At 70.1% G+C, this 13,436-nt stretch carries 11 protein-coding genes and 1 pseudogene; 8 read left to right on the forward strand and 4 right to left on the reverse strand.

Features of this window, described 5'->3' with window-relative positions; genetic code table 11:
- From ABZS61_RS11735 to ABZS61_RS11750, 4 genes are all read left to right on the forward strand, one after another.
- The gene (locus ABZS61_RS11735; RefSeq protein ID WP_356418108.1) at nt 1-984 is read left to right on the forward strand and encodes an ABC transporter substrate-binding protein; all 984 of its coding nucleotides are present in this window, start codon (nt 1-3) and stop codon (nt 982-984) included.
- 203 nt (nt 985-1,187) lie between these two features.
- A complete protein-coding gene (locus ABZS61_RS11740) occupies nt 1,188-1,757 on the forward strand; it encodes a PadR family transcriptional regulator (protein WP_356418110.1) in 570 nt (189 codons plus the stop codon).
- Nucleotides 1,754-2,494 (forward strand): ABC transporter ATP-binding protein, encoded by a 741-nt coding sequence (locus ABZS61_RS11745; protein ID WP_356418112.1) that lies wholly within the window; start codon nt 1,754-1,756, stop codon nt 2,492-2,494. The genes ABZS61_RS11740 and ABZS61_RS11745 overlap by 4 nt, the downstream gene beginning before the upstream one ends.
- Nucleotides 2,484-3,818: an FtsX-like permease family protein gene (locus ABZS61_RS11750; protein WP_356418114.1), complete on the forward strand. Its 1,335-nt coding sequence runs from the start codon at nt 2,484-2,486 to the stop codon at nt 3,816-3,818. The genes ABZS61_RS11745 and ABZS61_RS11750 overlap by 11 nt, the downstream gene beginning before the upstream one ends.
- 16 nt (nt 3,819-3,834) lie before the next feature.
- Here ABZS61_RS11750 and ABZS61_RS11755 read toward each other — a convergent pair whose 3' ends face one another.
- Complete coding sequence (locus tag ABZS61_RS11755) at nt 3,835-4,053, reverse strand: hypothetical protein (protein WP_356418116.1); 219 nt, start codon at nt 4,051-4,053, stop codon at nt 3,835-3,837.
- A 6-nt stretch (nt 4,054-4,059) separates the two neighbouring features.
- Between ABZS61_RS11755 and ABZS61_RS11760 the strand changes: the two genes are divergently transcribed.
- The 3 genes from ABZS61_RS11760 (at nt 4,060) to ABZS61_RS11770 (ending at nt 7,023) form a co-directional block, all read left to right on the forward strand.
- Entirely contained in the window at nt 4,060-4,860 is an 801-nt protein-coding gene (locus ABZS61_RS11760) for an alpha/beta hydrolase (RefSeq protein ID WP_356418118.1), read from the forward strand.
- Entirely contained in the window at nt 4,857-6,110 is a 1,254-nt protein-coding gene (locus tag ABZS61_RS11765; protein ID WP_356418120.1) for a SpoIIE family protein phosphatase, read from the forward strand. Before ABZS61_RS11760 ends, ABZS61_RS11765 begins: the two co-directional genes overlap by 4 nt.
- A gap of 142 nt (nt 6,111-6,252) precedes the next feature.
- Nucleotides 6,253-7,023 (forward strand): hypothetical protein, encoded by a 771-nt coding sequence (locus tag ABZS61_RS11770; protein WP_356418123.1) that lies wholly within the window; start codon nt 6,253-6,255, stop codon nt 7,021-7,023.
- 62 nt (nt 7,024-7,085) lie between these two features.
- Here ABZS61_RS11770 and ABZS61_RS11775 read toward each other — a convergent pair whose 3' ends face one another.
- The 3 genes from ABZS61_RS11775 to ABZS61_RS11785 all read right to left on the reverse strand — a co-directional run bounded on the left by ABZS61_RS11775 (nt 7,086) and on the right by ABZS61_RS11785 (nt 12,291).
- Nucleotides 7,086-8,978: an ABC transporter ATP-binding protein gene (locus ABZS61_RS11775; protein ID WP_356418125.1), complete on the reverse strand. Its 1,893-nt coding sequence runs from the start codon at nt 8,976-8,978 to the stop codon at nt 7,086-7,088.
- Between the two features lie 62 nt (nt 8,979-9,040).
- Complete coding sequence (locus ABZS61_RS11780) at nt 9,041-10,423, reverse strand: cytochrome P450 (protein ID WP_356418127.1); 1,383 nt, start codon at nt 10,421-10,423, stop codon at nt 9,041-9,043.
- An 83-nt stretch (nt 10,424-10,506) separates the two neighbouring features.
- Complete coding sequence (locus ABZS61_RS11785) at nt 10,507-12,291, reverse strand: ABC transporter ATP-binding protein (RefSeq protein ID WP_356418129.1); 1,785 nt, start codon at nt 12,289-12,291, stop codon at nt 10,507-10,509.
- Nucleotides 12,292-12,394: 103 nt separating this feature from the next.
- On the opposite strand from ABZS61_RS11785, the pseudogene ABZS61_RS11790 reads away from it, so the two are divergent.
- Nucleotides 12,395-12,739 (forward strand): annotated as a pseudogene (locus ABZS61_RS11790) (ThuA domain-containing protein); the annotation flags it as partial.
- Nucleotides 12,740-13,436: the final 697 nt, after the last annotated feature.

The raw sequence follows: 13,436 nt of genomic DNA on the forward strand, positions 1-13,436 counted from the left end.
ATGGCTCGCACCCGCACCCGCGCACACCTGCGCACGTCCGCGACCGTCGCCTCGGCCGCAGCCCTGCTGGCCGTCACCGGCTGCGGTGCGGCGGACATGACGAAGCAGGCGTCCCCGTTCGCCGCCCCCGCCGACATCAAGACCGTCACGCTCTCCGTGCAGTCCTGGGTCGGCGCCCAGGCCAACGTGGCCGTCGCCCAGAAGCTCCTGGAGGACGAACTGGGCTACCGCGTCGACCTCGTCCAGACCGACGAGGTCCCCGCCTGGGACGCCCTCAGCCAGGGTCGAGTGGACGCCATCCTGGAGGACTGGGGCCACCCCGACCAGGAGAAGCTGTACGTCCAGGACAAGAAGACCATCGTCCCCGGAGGCGACCTCGGCGTCACGGGGCACATCGGCTGGTACGTACCCAAGTACTGGGCGGACGAGCACCCCGACGTCACCGAGTGGAAGAACCTCGACAAGTACGCCGACGAGCTGCGCACCCCGGAGAGCGGCGACAAGGGCCAGCTGATGGACGGTTCACCGTCCTACGTCACCAACGACAAGGCCCTGGTGAAGAACCTCGGCCTGGACTACAAGGTCGTCTTCGCCGGCTCCGAGGCCGCGCAGATCACCCAGATCCAGCAGTTCGCCAAGGAGAAGAAGCCCTTCCTCAGCTACTGGTACCAGCCGCAGTGGCTGTTCAACGAGGTACCGATGGTCGAGGTGAAGCTGCCCGAGTACACCGACGCGTGCGGTGCCAAGGATCCGGCCGACATCGACTGCGCGTACCCGCAGACCCCGCTGCAGAAGTACCTCAACGCGGACTTCTCCCGGCGGGGCGGCGAGGCCGCGGCCTTCCTGAAGAAGTTCAACTGGTCGGAGAAGGACCAGAACGAGGTCTCCGAAATGATCGCCTCCGAGCGGCTGGCGCCCGGTGAGGCGGCCGAGCGCTGGATCGAGGAGAACCCCGACGTGTGGAAGAAGTGGCTGGTCCGGTGACCGGAGTCCGGAGCGGCCTCAGCTGACCTGAGCCAGGCGCCCGGGTCCGGAGGGGCCTCCGCCGTCGCGGCACACGTCGCGACGGCGGAGGCCCTTTCGCGCGACCCGCCGCAACGGTCCGCACGCTCACGTCCTTCAGGCGGCCCGGCCATCGAACCGCCGACTATTCACTCAGTACATGTATTACGTATATAGTCGCCGCCATGAGCACCCGCCATGTCCTCCTGGGCCTGCTCGCCGCCGGTCCCTGCCACGGCTACGACCTGAAGCGACAGTACGACGCACGCCTTCCACAGGCCCGCCCGTTGGCCTACGGGCAGGTCTACACGACGCTGCAGCGCCTCGTGCGTGACGGTCTGGCCGCAGTCGAAGGCACCGATTCCGACGGCGGCCCGGAGCGCACCCTCTACCGCTCCACCGATGAGGGATCACGCGAACTGGTCCGGTGGGCCGATGAGATCACCCCACCCGCACCCTTCGTGACGAACGAGATCTTCGCGAAGGTCGTGGTCTCGATCCTCGTCACGGCAGCAGGCACGCGGCCGGACCGGGACGGCCGGACACCGGACGCCGCAACTCACCTGCTGGCCCAACGAGCCGCCCATATGGAGCGGATGCGCGACCTCACCGCACTCAAGACCACGCCCGGCGCCGATCTCAGCACGGTGCTCTCGGCCGACTACGCCCTTGCACATCTGGACGCCGACGTGCGGTGGATGACCACCACCGCCGCCCGCATCGACACCCTGACCGCGGAGGTCAACGCAGCATGAGCACCCGGGACGAACAGCTCCTTCCAGGCGGGACCGCGCTGATCACCGCGCGCGGTCTGAAGAAGTCGTACGGAAGGTCTCAGGCACTGCGCGGCGCCTCGCTCGACCTCCACGCAGGCGAGATCCTGGCCGTCACCGGCACGAGCGGCAGCGGCAAGTCCACGCTGCTGCACTGCCTGGCCGGGATCGTCCGCCCCGACGAGGGCGTCGTCACCTACGGAAACGAGCAGCTCGGCGAATCGTCCGAGGAACGGCTCAGCGAGCTGCGGCGCAGCGACTTCGGGGTGGTGTTCCAGTTCGGGCAGCTGATCCCCGAACTCACCGCGCTCGACAACGTGGCGCTTCCCCTGCTGCTCTCGGGGATCCGCCGCGGCCCGGCGAACGAGCAGGCCGGCGAATGGCTGGAGCGCTTCGGAATCCGCGGGCAGGCGGACCTGCGCCCCGGCGAGATGAGCGGCGGGCAGAGCCAACGGGTCGCACTGGCACGTGCCTTGGTCACCGAACCGAAGGCCGTCTTCGCGGACGAACCCACCGGGGCGCTCGACTCGCTCGCCGGAGAACAGGTGATGACCGCCCTGGTGCACGCCGCCCGGGAATCGGCCACGGCGGTCCTGCTGATCACCCATGACGCGCAGACCGCGGCCTACGCGGACCGAGAGGTGTGGTTGCGGGACGGGGCCGTCCACTCCGGCTCGGCCGCTGTCACCGGCCAGGAGGCGGTTCGCCATGAGGGCTGACATCCGCATCGCCTGGATTCTTGCGCGCGGCTCGGAGCGCCGCGAGGGGTGGAGGATCCTGCTCACCGCGCTGGGCGCCCTCGCCGCCACGGGCTTCGCGCTCGGGGCGGTAGCGGTCGCCGCCGTCCCGGGGCAGGTGTCGATCCCCTACGGACACGGCCTGCTCGACCAACCCGGCCAGCGCGCCGGTGTGGTGCTCACACTCGTCCTCCTGCTCCTGCCGGTACTGGGATTCCTCGGCCAGTGCGCCCGCCTCGGCGCCGTGCACCGCCACCGGAGGATGGCCGGGATGCGGCTCACCGGGGCGACCCCCGCGCAGGTCCGGAGGATCGCCGCGGTGGAGTCCGCGTTCCCGTCACTGCCCGGCGCCGTGGCCGGCGTCGCCGCCTTCGCCGTACTCCTCGCCGTAGCGGGGCACGCGCCGTATCCCGCGGCCTGGGCCGGCTTCGCTGTGGTCGTCCTCGCCGTTCCGGTGGCCGCGGCGCTGGTCAGCGTCTTCGCCCTGCGGCATGTGGTCGCGTCGCCGCTCGACCAGGTGCGCCGCACGGTCCCGGACCCGGGGCGCCGGGCACTCTTCGGCTTCCTGCTCGGGGCTGTGCTGATCTCCGCGGCCGGCATGCTCGTCATTCTCCCCATCGGCTTCCGCTACGCGGCGTTCCCACTGCTGGTCCTGGCTCTCGTGTTCGTCACCGGGGCGGGCGCCATCTGGGCGGCCGGGGCATCGGCGTCGTTCCTGGGCCGGCGGCTCACCCTCCGTGCGCAACATCCGGCGGTGCTCATCGCCGCCGGCCGCCTCGCGCACGACCCCTGGGCGGCCGCGCGCACCCACGCCGCGCTCCTGCTGGTCACCGTCGTCGGGGTGGGCTTCGTGGGCGTGCGGGCCGTCCTGCTCGCCGACCTGTACGCAGAGGACGATCTGGCGATGGACCTGGGGTTCTACACCACGGGCATCGGCGTCGCCGGATCCGCCGTCCTGTTCGCCCTGGCGATCAGTCTGTGCGGACTCGCCGTGGGCACCGCCGAGTCGCTGGCCACCCGCCGCAGGGGACTCGCCGTCCAGGCCGCGGCCGGGGTGCCGCACTCCGTCCTGGCCAGGGCCGCACTCCTGGAGACCGCGCTTCCGCTGGCACCGGCGCTCCTGCTCGCGGGCGTCGGAGGCACGGCGGTGTACCTGCTGTACGCGGGCTTCGTGGGCACCGGCTCCGTACCGCTGCTCCCGCTCCTCGTCCCCGTGGCGGTCTACGCGGCCTGTCTGCTGGCCGCGGCGACGTCGCTGCCGCTGTTGCGGCGCGTGACGCACCCGGCGGAGCTGCGGTTCACCTAGGACCCCGGGCCGGGCTTCACGCTCCGCAGTGGCAGGCGGCCCACCCCCCCGTCAGTGCGCACGAGAACACTGGCCGGCGGGCGTCCTCGCGCAGCGTGACCCGGGTGGTGACCAGGGCGGCTGTGAACCTGCGCTCGGGCGCGGCTGCACCCCGGTGGTCACTCATCGTGACCACCGGGGGGTGGGCGGCCTTCTGCCGGCAGACCAGGCCGTCGTGTGCCGGGGGTGCCACCATGTCCTTATGGACGTGCGGAAGAGGAACCGGATAAGGGTGACGGGCCGGGAGAGCGGCCCGGTGGTGATGCTCGCCCATGGATTCGGGTGCGACCAGAACCTGTGGCGTCTTGTCGCGCCCGCACTGGACACGCACTTCCGGGTGGTCCGCTTCGATCATGTGGGGGCAGGGCTCTCCGACGTGTCGGCATGGAGCCCCGAGCGGTACTCCACCCTGGACGGCTATGCGCAGGACGTGATCGAGATCTGCCGGGAGCTCGGCCTCGGGCCCCTGACCTTCGTCGGGCATTCGGTCAGTTCGATGATCGGTGTTCTCGCCGCCGTGCAGGAACCCGGACTCTTCGACAAGCTGGTCCTCCTCACCCCCTCCCCGTCGTACATCGATGACGGCGACTACCGGGGCGGATTCAGCGAACAGGACATCGGCGAACTCCTCGAGTCGCTGGACAGCAATTACCTGGGCTGGTCCGCGACAATGGCACCGGTGATCATGGGAAACCCGGAGCGTCCGGAACTGGGTGAGGAGCTGACCAACAGCTTCTGCCGAACGGATCCGGAGATCGCCCGCGTCTTCGCGAGAGCGACCTTCCTGTCCGACAACCGGGCGGATCTCGCCAAGGTGACCGTTCCGACGCTCATCGCCGAGAGCGCGCACGACGCGATCGCCCCGCGCGAGGTGGGCGCCTTCGTCCACGCGCAGGTCCCCGGCAGCGAACTGGTCACTCTGGACTCGACGGGCCACTGCCCCCAGCTGAGTGCCCCCGAGGAGACGGCCGCGGCGATCATCGCCTTCGTGCAGAGGTCGTGACGGTGTCCCCGGGCGACGACGAGACCGACGGGTTGTGGGCGGCGGGGGACCGCGACCAGGAGCAGCTGTCGTTCTCCGCCCTGCTGGAGGACAGCGCCGAGGACCTGTACGAGAACGCGCCGTGCGGCTACCTCTCCACACTGATGGACGGGCGGATCGCCAAGGTCAACGACACCCTGCTGAGGTGGCTCGGTCGCCGTCGCGAGGAACTGGTCGGCCACAAACAGTTCTCCGACCTGCTGACCGTCGGTGGCAGGCTGTATCACGAGACGCACTTCTCACCCCTGCTGCGGATGCAGGGCGAGGTCAGCGGCATCGCTCTGGAGCTGAAGGCTGCGGACGGCAGCCGGCTGCCCGTCCTGGTCACCTCCACCGTCAAGCAGGACGACGACGGCGAACCCCTGCTGATCCGCACCACCCTCCTGGACGCCCGGGACAGGCTCACCTACGAGCGTGAACTCCTGCGCGCCCGGCAGGAGGCCGAGCGCGAGCGCGAACGCCTGCAGCGCCTCGCCACGACCCTGCAGCGCACCTTGATCCCGCCGGCCATCCAACCGGTTCCGGGCCTGGACGTTTCCGCGCACTACCACTTCGCCTCGTCCGACGAGGTAGGCGGGGACTTCTACGACCTGTTCCCGCTGGCCGCCGGACGCTGGGGGTTCTTCATGGGGGACGTGCGTGGCAAGGGCGCGGACGCGGCCGTGGTGACGTCGTTGGCGCGGTACACGATGCGAGCCGCAGCGGTCTCCGATCCTGTACCGGCCATGGTCCTGGCCAACCTCAACACCGCGCTCGACCAACAGTGCCAGGAGGACGAACCGACCTTCTGCACGGTGATCTTCGGCCTGCTCACACCCGTGGAGAACGGCGTGGGATTCCATGTCGTCCTGGCCGGCGGCGGCCACCCCCCTGCCGTGCTGCTGCGTGCCGACGGCAGCGCCGACTACCTGCCGACGCCGGGCGGCCAACTGGTCGGAGTCGTACCGGACGCGCAGTTCACCACAGCGACCACGGACCTGGGGCCGGGTGACACCCTGCTGCTCTACACCGACGGACTGACCGAGGCACGGACACGGAACGCAGGTGAACGCTACGGCGACGAAGCGCTCCTGGACTTCGCGCGGGCCCTCGCACCCACCTCGGCCCCCGGTGCCGTCCAGGCACTCACCGCGCTCCTGGACTCGATCGGCGAAGGGCTCGACGACGACACCGCGCTCCTGGCGATGAGCGTGCCCCCGGGCGAGCGGTGAGTTGATGCGGAGCTGAGGGAAGCGCCGAGGCGCGGAGCGCCTGATCTGCTGCTCCCGCTCCTCGTCCCCGTTGCGGTCCGAGCGGACCGGCCGCTGCTGCGATCATGGTGAGGACAGCAGAGGGCCGACCGAGGGGGACGGGTTGATTTCCGAGCCGGAGATGGTGGGGGAGTTCGGTGGTGCGGTCGAAACCCCGGAGGTGATGGGCGACTCGGACCGGGATCCCGTCGGCCGGCGGCGGAGGCCGTGGCTGTGGGCACTCGGCGGGGCGGTCATGGCGTCGGCCCTCTGGGCGGCCGCACTGCTCTCCTACGGGGTGGGCGATCAGGCACCGGACATGCACGGATACCGGTTGGATCGCGATCCCTGCCCCGTGCTCCGGCTGAAGGCGATCGGAACAGCGATCGCACCGAGAGAGTCCGCGAACGGGGAGGAGTCGGAGCTGTCCAAGCATGCGGCCCTCGACCAGGTCCAGTGCTCCGTTCCTCTCCGGGGCCCGTCCGGGAACGAGCGGACCGAGGGCGGTTGGACCGTCGAATACGCCGTCGGAATCACCGTGGAACTGCACAAGAAGACCGAGCCCGGCGCCGAATTCGAGGCACGGCTGGAGACGGCCGGTCCCTGGATCGACCGTGAGGCGAAGCTGGAGACCGTTCCGGACCTCGGCGACGCGGCCTATCTGAGGACCTCGGACGACGGCTACGCCGACCTGTGGGTGCTCGAAGGGGGTGCGGTCCTCTCCCTGAGCCTCTCCGCGTCCCCGCAGTACGAGAGCGCCGACCGGGATGGGGCCTACAACGAGGTGGAGGTCGGGGACGAGGCCGGTGAGGAGCCGGGCACCCCCGACCTCTCACCTCACCACTCGGCCATGATCAGCGACATGCGTGACCTGATGTCCGTTCTCAGGGAATGAACCCGGGCGGAACTCTCCACCTCTGACGGCCCTCCCACGGGCGGGAGCGCGGTGTGTGGCGGTCAGCCGACGGGCCGCGCCGCCTCCTCCGCCCCGGGCCGCTCGAACTGGGTGCGGTACAGCTCCTCGTACCGTCCGCCGGCTGCCAGCAGCTCCTCGTGCGTGCCCCGTTCGGCGACCCGGCCCTCCTCGATGACCAGGATCAGGTCGGCGGCACGCACCGTGGAGAGCCTGTGGGCGATCACCAGCGCGGTGCGGCCTTCCAGGGCCTCGGCCAGGGCCTCCTGGACGGCAGCCTCCGAGGTGGAGTCCAGGTGCGCAGTCGCCTCGTCGAGGATGACGACCCGCTGACGGGCCAGCAACAGCCGGGCGATGGTCAGCCGTTGCCGCTCGCCACCGGAGAGCCGGTAGCCGCGCTCGCCGACCACCGTGTCCAGGCCTTCGGGCAGCGACGCCACGAGGCCGTCCAGACGGGACCGGCGCAGAGCGTCCCAGATGTCGTCCTCCGTGGCCTCCGGGCGGGCCAGGAGCAGATTGGCGCGCACCGACTCGTGGAAGAGGTGCCCGTCCTGGGTGACCATGCCGAGGGTCTCGCGGATGGAGTCGGCGGTCAGATCGCGGACGTCGACGCCGTTCAGCCGTATGGAGCCCGCATCGGCGTCGTACAGCCGGGGCAGCAGCTGGGCGATCGTCGACTTGCCCGCGCCGGACGAACCGACGAGCGCGACCATCCGTCCGGGCCGGGCGGTGAAGGAGACGTCGTGCAGTACCTGCGTACCGCCCCGTGAGTCGAGCGTGGCGACCTCCTCCAGCGAGGCGAGGGAGACCTTGTCGGCCGACGGATAGGCGAAGGACACGCCGTCGAACTCCACGGAGACCGGCCCGTCCGGTACCCGGCGGGCATCCGGCTTCTCGGCGATGAGCGGCTTCAGATCGAGGATCTCGAAGACCCGCTCGAAGCTCACCAGGGCGCTCATCACCTCGACGCGTGCACCGGCCAGTGCCGTCAGCGGGGCGTAGAGGCGGGTGAGCAGCAGGGCGAGGGCGACGACCGCCCCGGGCTCGAGGCTGCCGCTCAGCGCGTAGTGGCCGCCGAGCCCGTAGACGAGCGCGAGGGCCAGGGCGGACACCAGGGTGAGCGCCGTGATGAACGTGGACTGGAGCATGGCCGTACGGATACCGATGTCGCGGACCCGGCCCGCGCGGGCGGCGAACGCGGTGGACTCGTCGGCGGGGCGGCCGAAGAGCTTGACGAGGGTCGCGCCCGGCGCCGAGAAGCGCTCGGTCATCTGCGTGCCCATGGTGGCGTTGTGACCGGCGGCCTCCCGCTGCAGCGCCGCCATCCGGGAACCCATCCGGCGGGCCGGGACGACGAACACCGGGAGCAGGACCAGGGCGAGCAGGGTGATCTGCCAGGAGATCGTGAGCATCACGGCCAGTGTCAGCAGCAGGGTGACGGAATTGGAGACCACGCCGGAGAGGGTGCTGCTGAAGGCCCGCTGGGCGCCGATCACATCGTTGTTGAGCCGGCTGACCAGCGCACCGGTCCGGGTCCGGGTGAAGAAGGCGACCGGCATCCGCTGCACATGGTCGAACACGGCGGTGCGCAGGTCGAGGATCAGCCCTTCGCCGAGCGTGGCGGAGAGCCACCGGGTGAGGAGGCCGAGCCCGGCCTCCGTAACGGCGATCAGGGCGATGAGCAGGGCGAGCCGCGTGACCGTACCGGCGTCCCGGCCCTGCACGATCGCGTCGACGACGCGTCCGGCGAGCACGGGTGTGGCCACCGCGAGCAGAGCGGTGGCCACGCTGAGGAGCAGGAAGCGCTGGATCCGCCCCCGGTGCGGCCGGGCGAACGCCGCGATGCGGCGCAGCGTCGCCCGGGAGAAGGGCCTGCGGTCCTGTTGCGCGTTCATCGTGCTGTGCAGCGATGTCCACGCCGTGACTTCCATGTCCATGCGAGTGCCTCCGGAGTCGGGTCCCTACGCATGGAACGCTATGACCTCAAGCGAACTTGAGGTCAACCCTGAGGGTCTCGGCGCGCCCGAACGGTCGCCATGACCTCCCGGTCCGGCTGCAACGTCAGTGTCGGCATGGGGTTGATCACGCCCGGGTCCACCTCCAGTTCGAAACGGCGCGCAAGGACGGCGAGGACCAGGACCGCCTCGACCATCGCGAAGCGCGTACCGAGGCAGACCCGGGGGCCGCCGCCGAACGGATACCAGGCGTACTCCGGGATCTCGTCCCCGTGCTCGGGGTCCCAGCGCTCCGGGCGGAACGCCTCCGGCCGGGGAAACCAGCGCTCGTCCCGGTGCGTCGCCCACTGGCTGCTCCACACCCGAGTGCCTTCCGGCATGGGAACGCCGCCGATCCGAGCCCCCTCCTTCGCGATCCCCGTGACGAGCCAGATCGTCGGATACAGCCGCAGGGTCTCCTTCACCACCGCCTGGGCGTAGGTCAGTTGCGCGTAGTCGTCGATACCGGGCTCCCGGTCGCCCAGCACCCGGTCCAGCTCCTCGGTGAGCGCCGCCCGTGCCTCGGGGTTGCGGGACAGCAGGTACCACGCCCACACGAGCGTCGAACTGGTCGTCTCGTGGCCCCCGATGTACAGGGTGACCGTCTCGTCGCGTATCTCCTCGTCGGTGAGGTGCGCGCCGGTCTCGTCCACCGCGGTGAGCAGCCGGCTCAGCAGGTCGGGGCGCTCGCCTTCCCCGTCACGGTGGCGGGCCACCACCCGGCCGACCTCGGCGTCGATCACCGCGGCGGCCTTCTTGATCCTGGCCCGGCCGGGCGTCGGCACCCAGTCGGGCAGGATCGCGCCGAGGCCGCTGAACTCCTTGCCGATCTCCTGCTGTGCGATGTCCATCGCCCGGCCCATCGACTCCGCGTCCGCCGGGGTGTCCACCCCGAAGATCGTGCGGACGGCGATCTTCTGGGTCAGTGCCGCCATCTCCTTCTTGATGTCGATGCGTTCGCCCCCGGACCAGGTGTCCGCGAGGTCCACCGTGCAGGCCGTCATCGTCGACGCGTACGACTTCACCTGCTTGGGCCGCACCGACGGCTGCACCAGTGAACGCTTGCGCCGCCAGTCCGGACCGCGCGCGACCACGACGCCGTTACCCATCACCGTGCGGAAGGCGATCCCCAGCAGCGGCTGGTCGAAGGTGCGTTCCGTCTCGGTGAGCAGCTCACCTATGCAGTCGGGGTCGGAGATGAACACGCAGTCGTTGCGGCCGAAGCGCCAGCTCACCATGGACCCACACCCGCGCAGCCGCTCGAAGAAGGCGAGCGGGTCCTTCCCGAACTGCGGCAGACTCCCCAGGAGGGGCAGGCCCTTCGGACCCGGTACGAGCGTATGACCGCGCGGCTCGGCATCGACAGCCGCACCGGTTTCCGTGGACATGAGGGACTCCCGTCATCTGCCTTGTGGAGTACGTGAGTTGCTGAGGGTAGCCCCAGCCTGACAGGTGTTCGGACGGGACGGTCCTATGCCGGCCGCTCCGGCTGGAGCCCCGCGTACACCCCGCCCCCGCGCACCAGTTCCTCGTGCGTACCCACCTCGGCTATGCGGCCCCGGTCCATCGCCACGATGCGGTCCGCCGCCTGGATCGTGGAGAGCCGGTGCGCCACCACGAACACCGTGCGGCCGTGCACCAGCCGGGCCAGCGCCTCCTGGACCAGCGCCTCCGACCGGGTGTCCAGGGCGGACGTCGCCTCGTCCAGGATCAGCACCCGTGGGTCGCGGATCAGGGCGCGGGCGATGGCGAGGCGCTGCTTCTGCCCGCCCGAGAGCCGTGCGCCGCGCTCACCCACGACCGTGTGGATGCCGTCGGGCAGTTCCTCGACGAACTCCAGCGCGTTGGCGTCCGCGAGCGCGCGGCGGACCGCCCGCTCGTCCGTCTCGCCCATGCCGTAGGTGACGTTGTCCCTGATCGTGCCCTCGAACAGGATCGACTCCTGCGGGACCACGGACAGGAACTGCCGGTAGCTGCGCAGATCGAGCGTCGCCATGTCCGTGCCGTCGAGCAGGATCCGCCCCGATGTTGGCCGGATGAAGCCGATGAGGAGGTTCAGCACGGTCGACTTGCCCGCGCCCGACGCTCCCACCAGCGCCACCGTCTCACCCGGGCGGGCGGACAGGGTGAAGTCCTCCACCGCGGCGCCGCCCGAACCCTCGTACCCGAATCCGACCTGCTCGAAGTCGATGCGGCCGTCGACCCGGTCCACGAGGTCCTTGCCCGCGTTGTTCTCCAGGTCGGGGGCCTGCAGCACCTCGCCGGCCGAACGGACCGACTCCAGGCCCTTGCTGATGACCGGGGCCAGGCTCAGCAGCGTCGACATCGACCCGGTGAGGGTGGTGAAGAAGGCGCTCAGCATGACGACGTCGCCCGCCGTGATCGGCAGCCAGCCGTGGTAGGCGACGAGGGCCGAGCCCGCGAGGCAGGCCACACCCAGGGCGTTCAGGAGGATCCAGGCGAGCGCCCCGAAGCGGCCGTTGAGCAGATCGAGGCGCAGACCCGCGAGCAGCACCTGGCGCAGCGAGCCGTCGACACGGCCCAGCGCAGCGTGCTCCAGGCCGTGGGCCCGGGTGATGGGGATCAGGCTCGTCATCTCGCTGACCCGCGCCGAGAGCTGCTCGACCTCCTGGCGGAACGACTCGTTGTGACTGCGCAGCCTGGACCGCAGTTTCATGACCAGGAGCGCGGCGAGCGGGACGACCACCAGGAACACGGGAAGGAAGGACGGGACCCGTACGGCGATGACGACGAGACCGCCGGTCAGCGTGACGATGCCGGCCAGCCCCATGTCGGCGGACTGCTGGACCATCTGCTCGACGGTCTCCACATCCCGCACCACCTTGGCCTGCAGCACCCCGGCGCTCGTCCTGGAGTGGTAGCCGATGGACAGCTGCTGCATCCGGCGGCAGAGCGCGTCGCGCAGCGAGGTGCCCATGCGCCGCACACTGCCGTTCAGGCAGCGCACGTACAGCAGGTGCAGCGGGTAGTTGAGCACGAGCACGAAGAGCAGGGCGCCCGCGTTCGCCCACAGCTCCCGCTCCGGGCGGTGCTGGACGACCACGTCGATGATGTTCGCGGTGATCAGCGGAAGCAGCCAGATGGGGCTGTGCTTGACGATGAAGGCGGCCACACCGAGAGCGAGCCGGCGCCGGTCGGGGCGCAGGAGGTAGCCGAGGGTACGGATGGGATGTTCGCCCCGGTAGCGGTGGTCGAGGGCGGAGAGCTGCCGTGGCAGAGAAAGCGGTTGCTGCATACGATCAGCCAAACCCGGTCCGTCCCCCCGTGCAAGACCGTTTCGCATCGTGGCGCACCGGGGCCGCAGGGCCTGCCGTGTCCGTTCGTCCGAGGAGCCGCCGATGCCCACCGGCCTGCCGGGTGTCCTGCTGTACACCCGCACCACCGAGTACCGGCACGCATCGATCCCCGACGGAATCGCCGCGTTCCGGGAACTGGGCGCGGAACACGGGTTCGCCGTCGACGCGACGGAGAGCCCCGAGGTGTTCGGGAACGGCCTCGCGGCCTACCAGGCCGTGGTGTTCCTCTCCACCAGCGGCGACGTCCTCACCCCTGAGGGGCGTGAGGGGCTCCGGGCCCACTGCGCGTCGGGCGCCGGCTTCATGGGCGTGCACGCCGCGGCCTGCACCGAGTACGGCTGGCCGTTCTACGGCGAGCTCCTCGGCGCCCGCTTCGCACGCCACCCGTCAGCCGCCCGCGCAACACCTGGGGGATGTGGGTCATGCTCTGCTCCGCCCGGCGTTCCTCCTCCCGGATGCCCCAGAAGGCCGGCGTGACAGTGCCCCAGGGATGGAACAGCTCTGCGTGCTCGACGTTCATCAGCTTCATCGGCCGTTCTCCGGTCTCATGGATCACCACTGCACCACCCGACGTGTAGGTTCTCGTTTGATCTGTCGGTCGGGAGTCGTCCGACCTGGGCTTTTGGCGCTGGTTCTCAATGACTTGTCGGCGGCTTCTTCTCACCGAACTGTCGGGTTCCTCAGGCTCGTCCGACACGTAACAGGTCGCGATAGGGCGGCGGCGCGGCGGCGACCCGACGTACACAAGCGGCGTGCACTGGTCGGCGGTTGTAGGGTCTCCAATTTCGCGGCACAATCTTGTCTCCGATGGCACTTATGCCACCGTTGTGAGACTTACCGGCGGGGTGGGCTGTTACGTGCCGGCTGACCATGCGGTGCCAAGAGCGGGTGGTGCCCATGGGACCGGCCGTCGTTCGTCGCCATCGCGGCGTACGCGGGCTCCGAGGATGGCAACGATCTCGCCTTGGTAGCCGATCAGGTGCAGAAGGGCGAGACCGAGCCAGTAGTTGGCGAGGAAGCTGGCTTCCGCCCATTCCTGGAGCGTGTACTTACCAGGGCGGCCTTTGACGGGATGGGTCTGATG

Source organism: Streptomyces sp. NPDC005566, from assembly GCF_040605575.1.
In the GTDB taxonomy this organism is placed as follows: domain Bacteria; phylum Actinomycetota; class Actinomycetes; order Streptomycetales; family Streptomycetaceae; genus Streptomyces.

What these genes read in the sequence shown, in the direction of transcription:
- ABZS61_RS11735 (WP_356418108.1), top strand. Translation starts at nt 1, where the DNA reads ATGGCTCGCACCCGCACCCGCGCACACCTGCGCACGTCCGCGACCGTC.
- ABZS61_RS11740 (WP_356418110.1), top strand. Translation starts at nt 1,188, where the DNA reads ATGAGCACCCGCCATGTCCTCCTGGGCCTGCTCGCCGCCGGTCCCTGC.
- ABZS61_RS11745 (WP_356418112.1), top strand. Translation starts at nt 1,754, where the DNA reads ATGAGCACCCGGGACGAACAGCTCCTTCCAGGCGGGACCGCGCTGATC.
- ABZS61_RS11750 (WP_356418114.1), top strand. Translation starts at nt 2,484, where the DNA reads ATGAGGGCTGACATCCGCATCGCCTGGATTCTTGCGCGCGGCTCGGAG.
- ABZS61_RS11755 (WP_356418116.1), bottom strand. Translation starts at nt 4,053, where the DNA reads ATGGTGGCACCCCCGGCACACGACGGCCTGGTCTGCCGGCAGAAGGCC.
- ABZS61_RS11760 (WP_356418118.1), top strand. Translation starts at nt 4,060, where the DNA reads ATGGACGTGCGGAAGAGGAACCGGATAAGGGTGACGGGCCGGGAGAGC.
- ABZS61_RS11775 (WP_356418125.1), bottom strand. Translation starts at nt 8,978, where the DNA reads ATGGACATGGAAGTCACGGCGTGGACATCGCTGCACAGCACGATGAAC.
- ABZS61_RS11780 (WP_356418127.1), bottom strand. Translation starts at nt 10,423, where the DNA reads ATGTCCACGGAAACCGGTGCGGCTGTCGATGCCGAGCCGCGCGGTCAT.
- ABZS61_RS11785 (WP_356418129.1), bottom strand. Translation starts at nt 12,291, where the DNA reads ATGCAGCAACCGCTTTCTCTGCCACGGCAGCTCTCCGCCCTCGACCAC.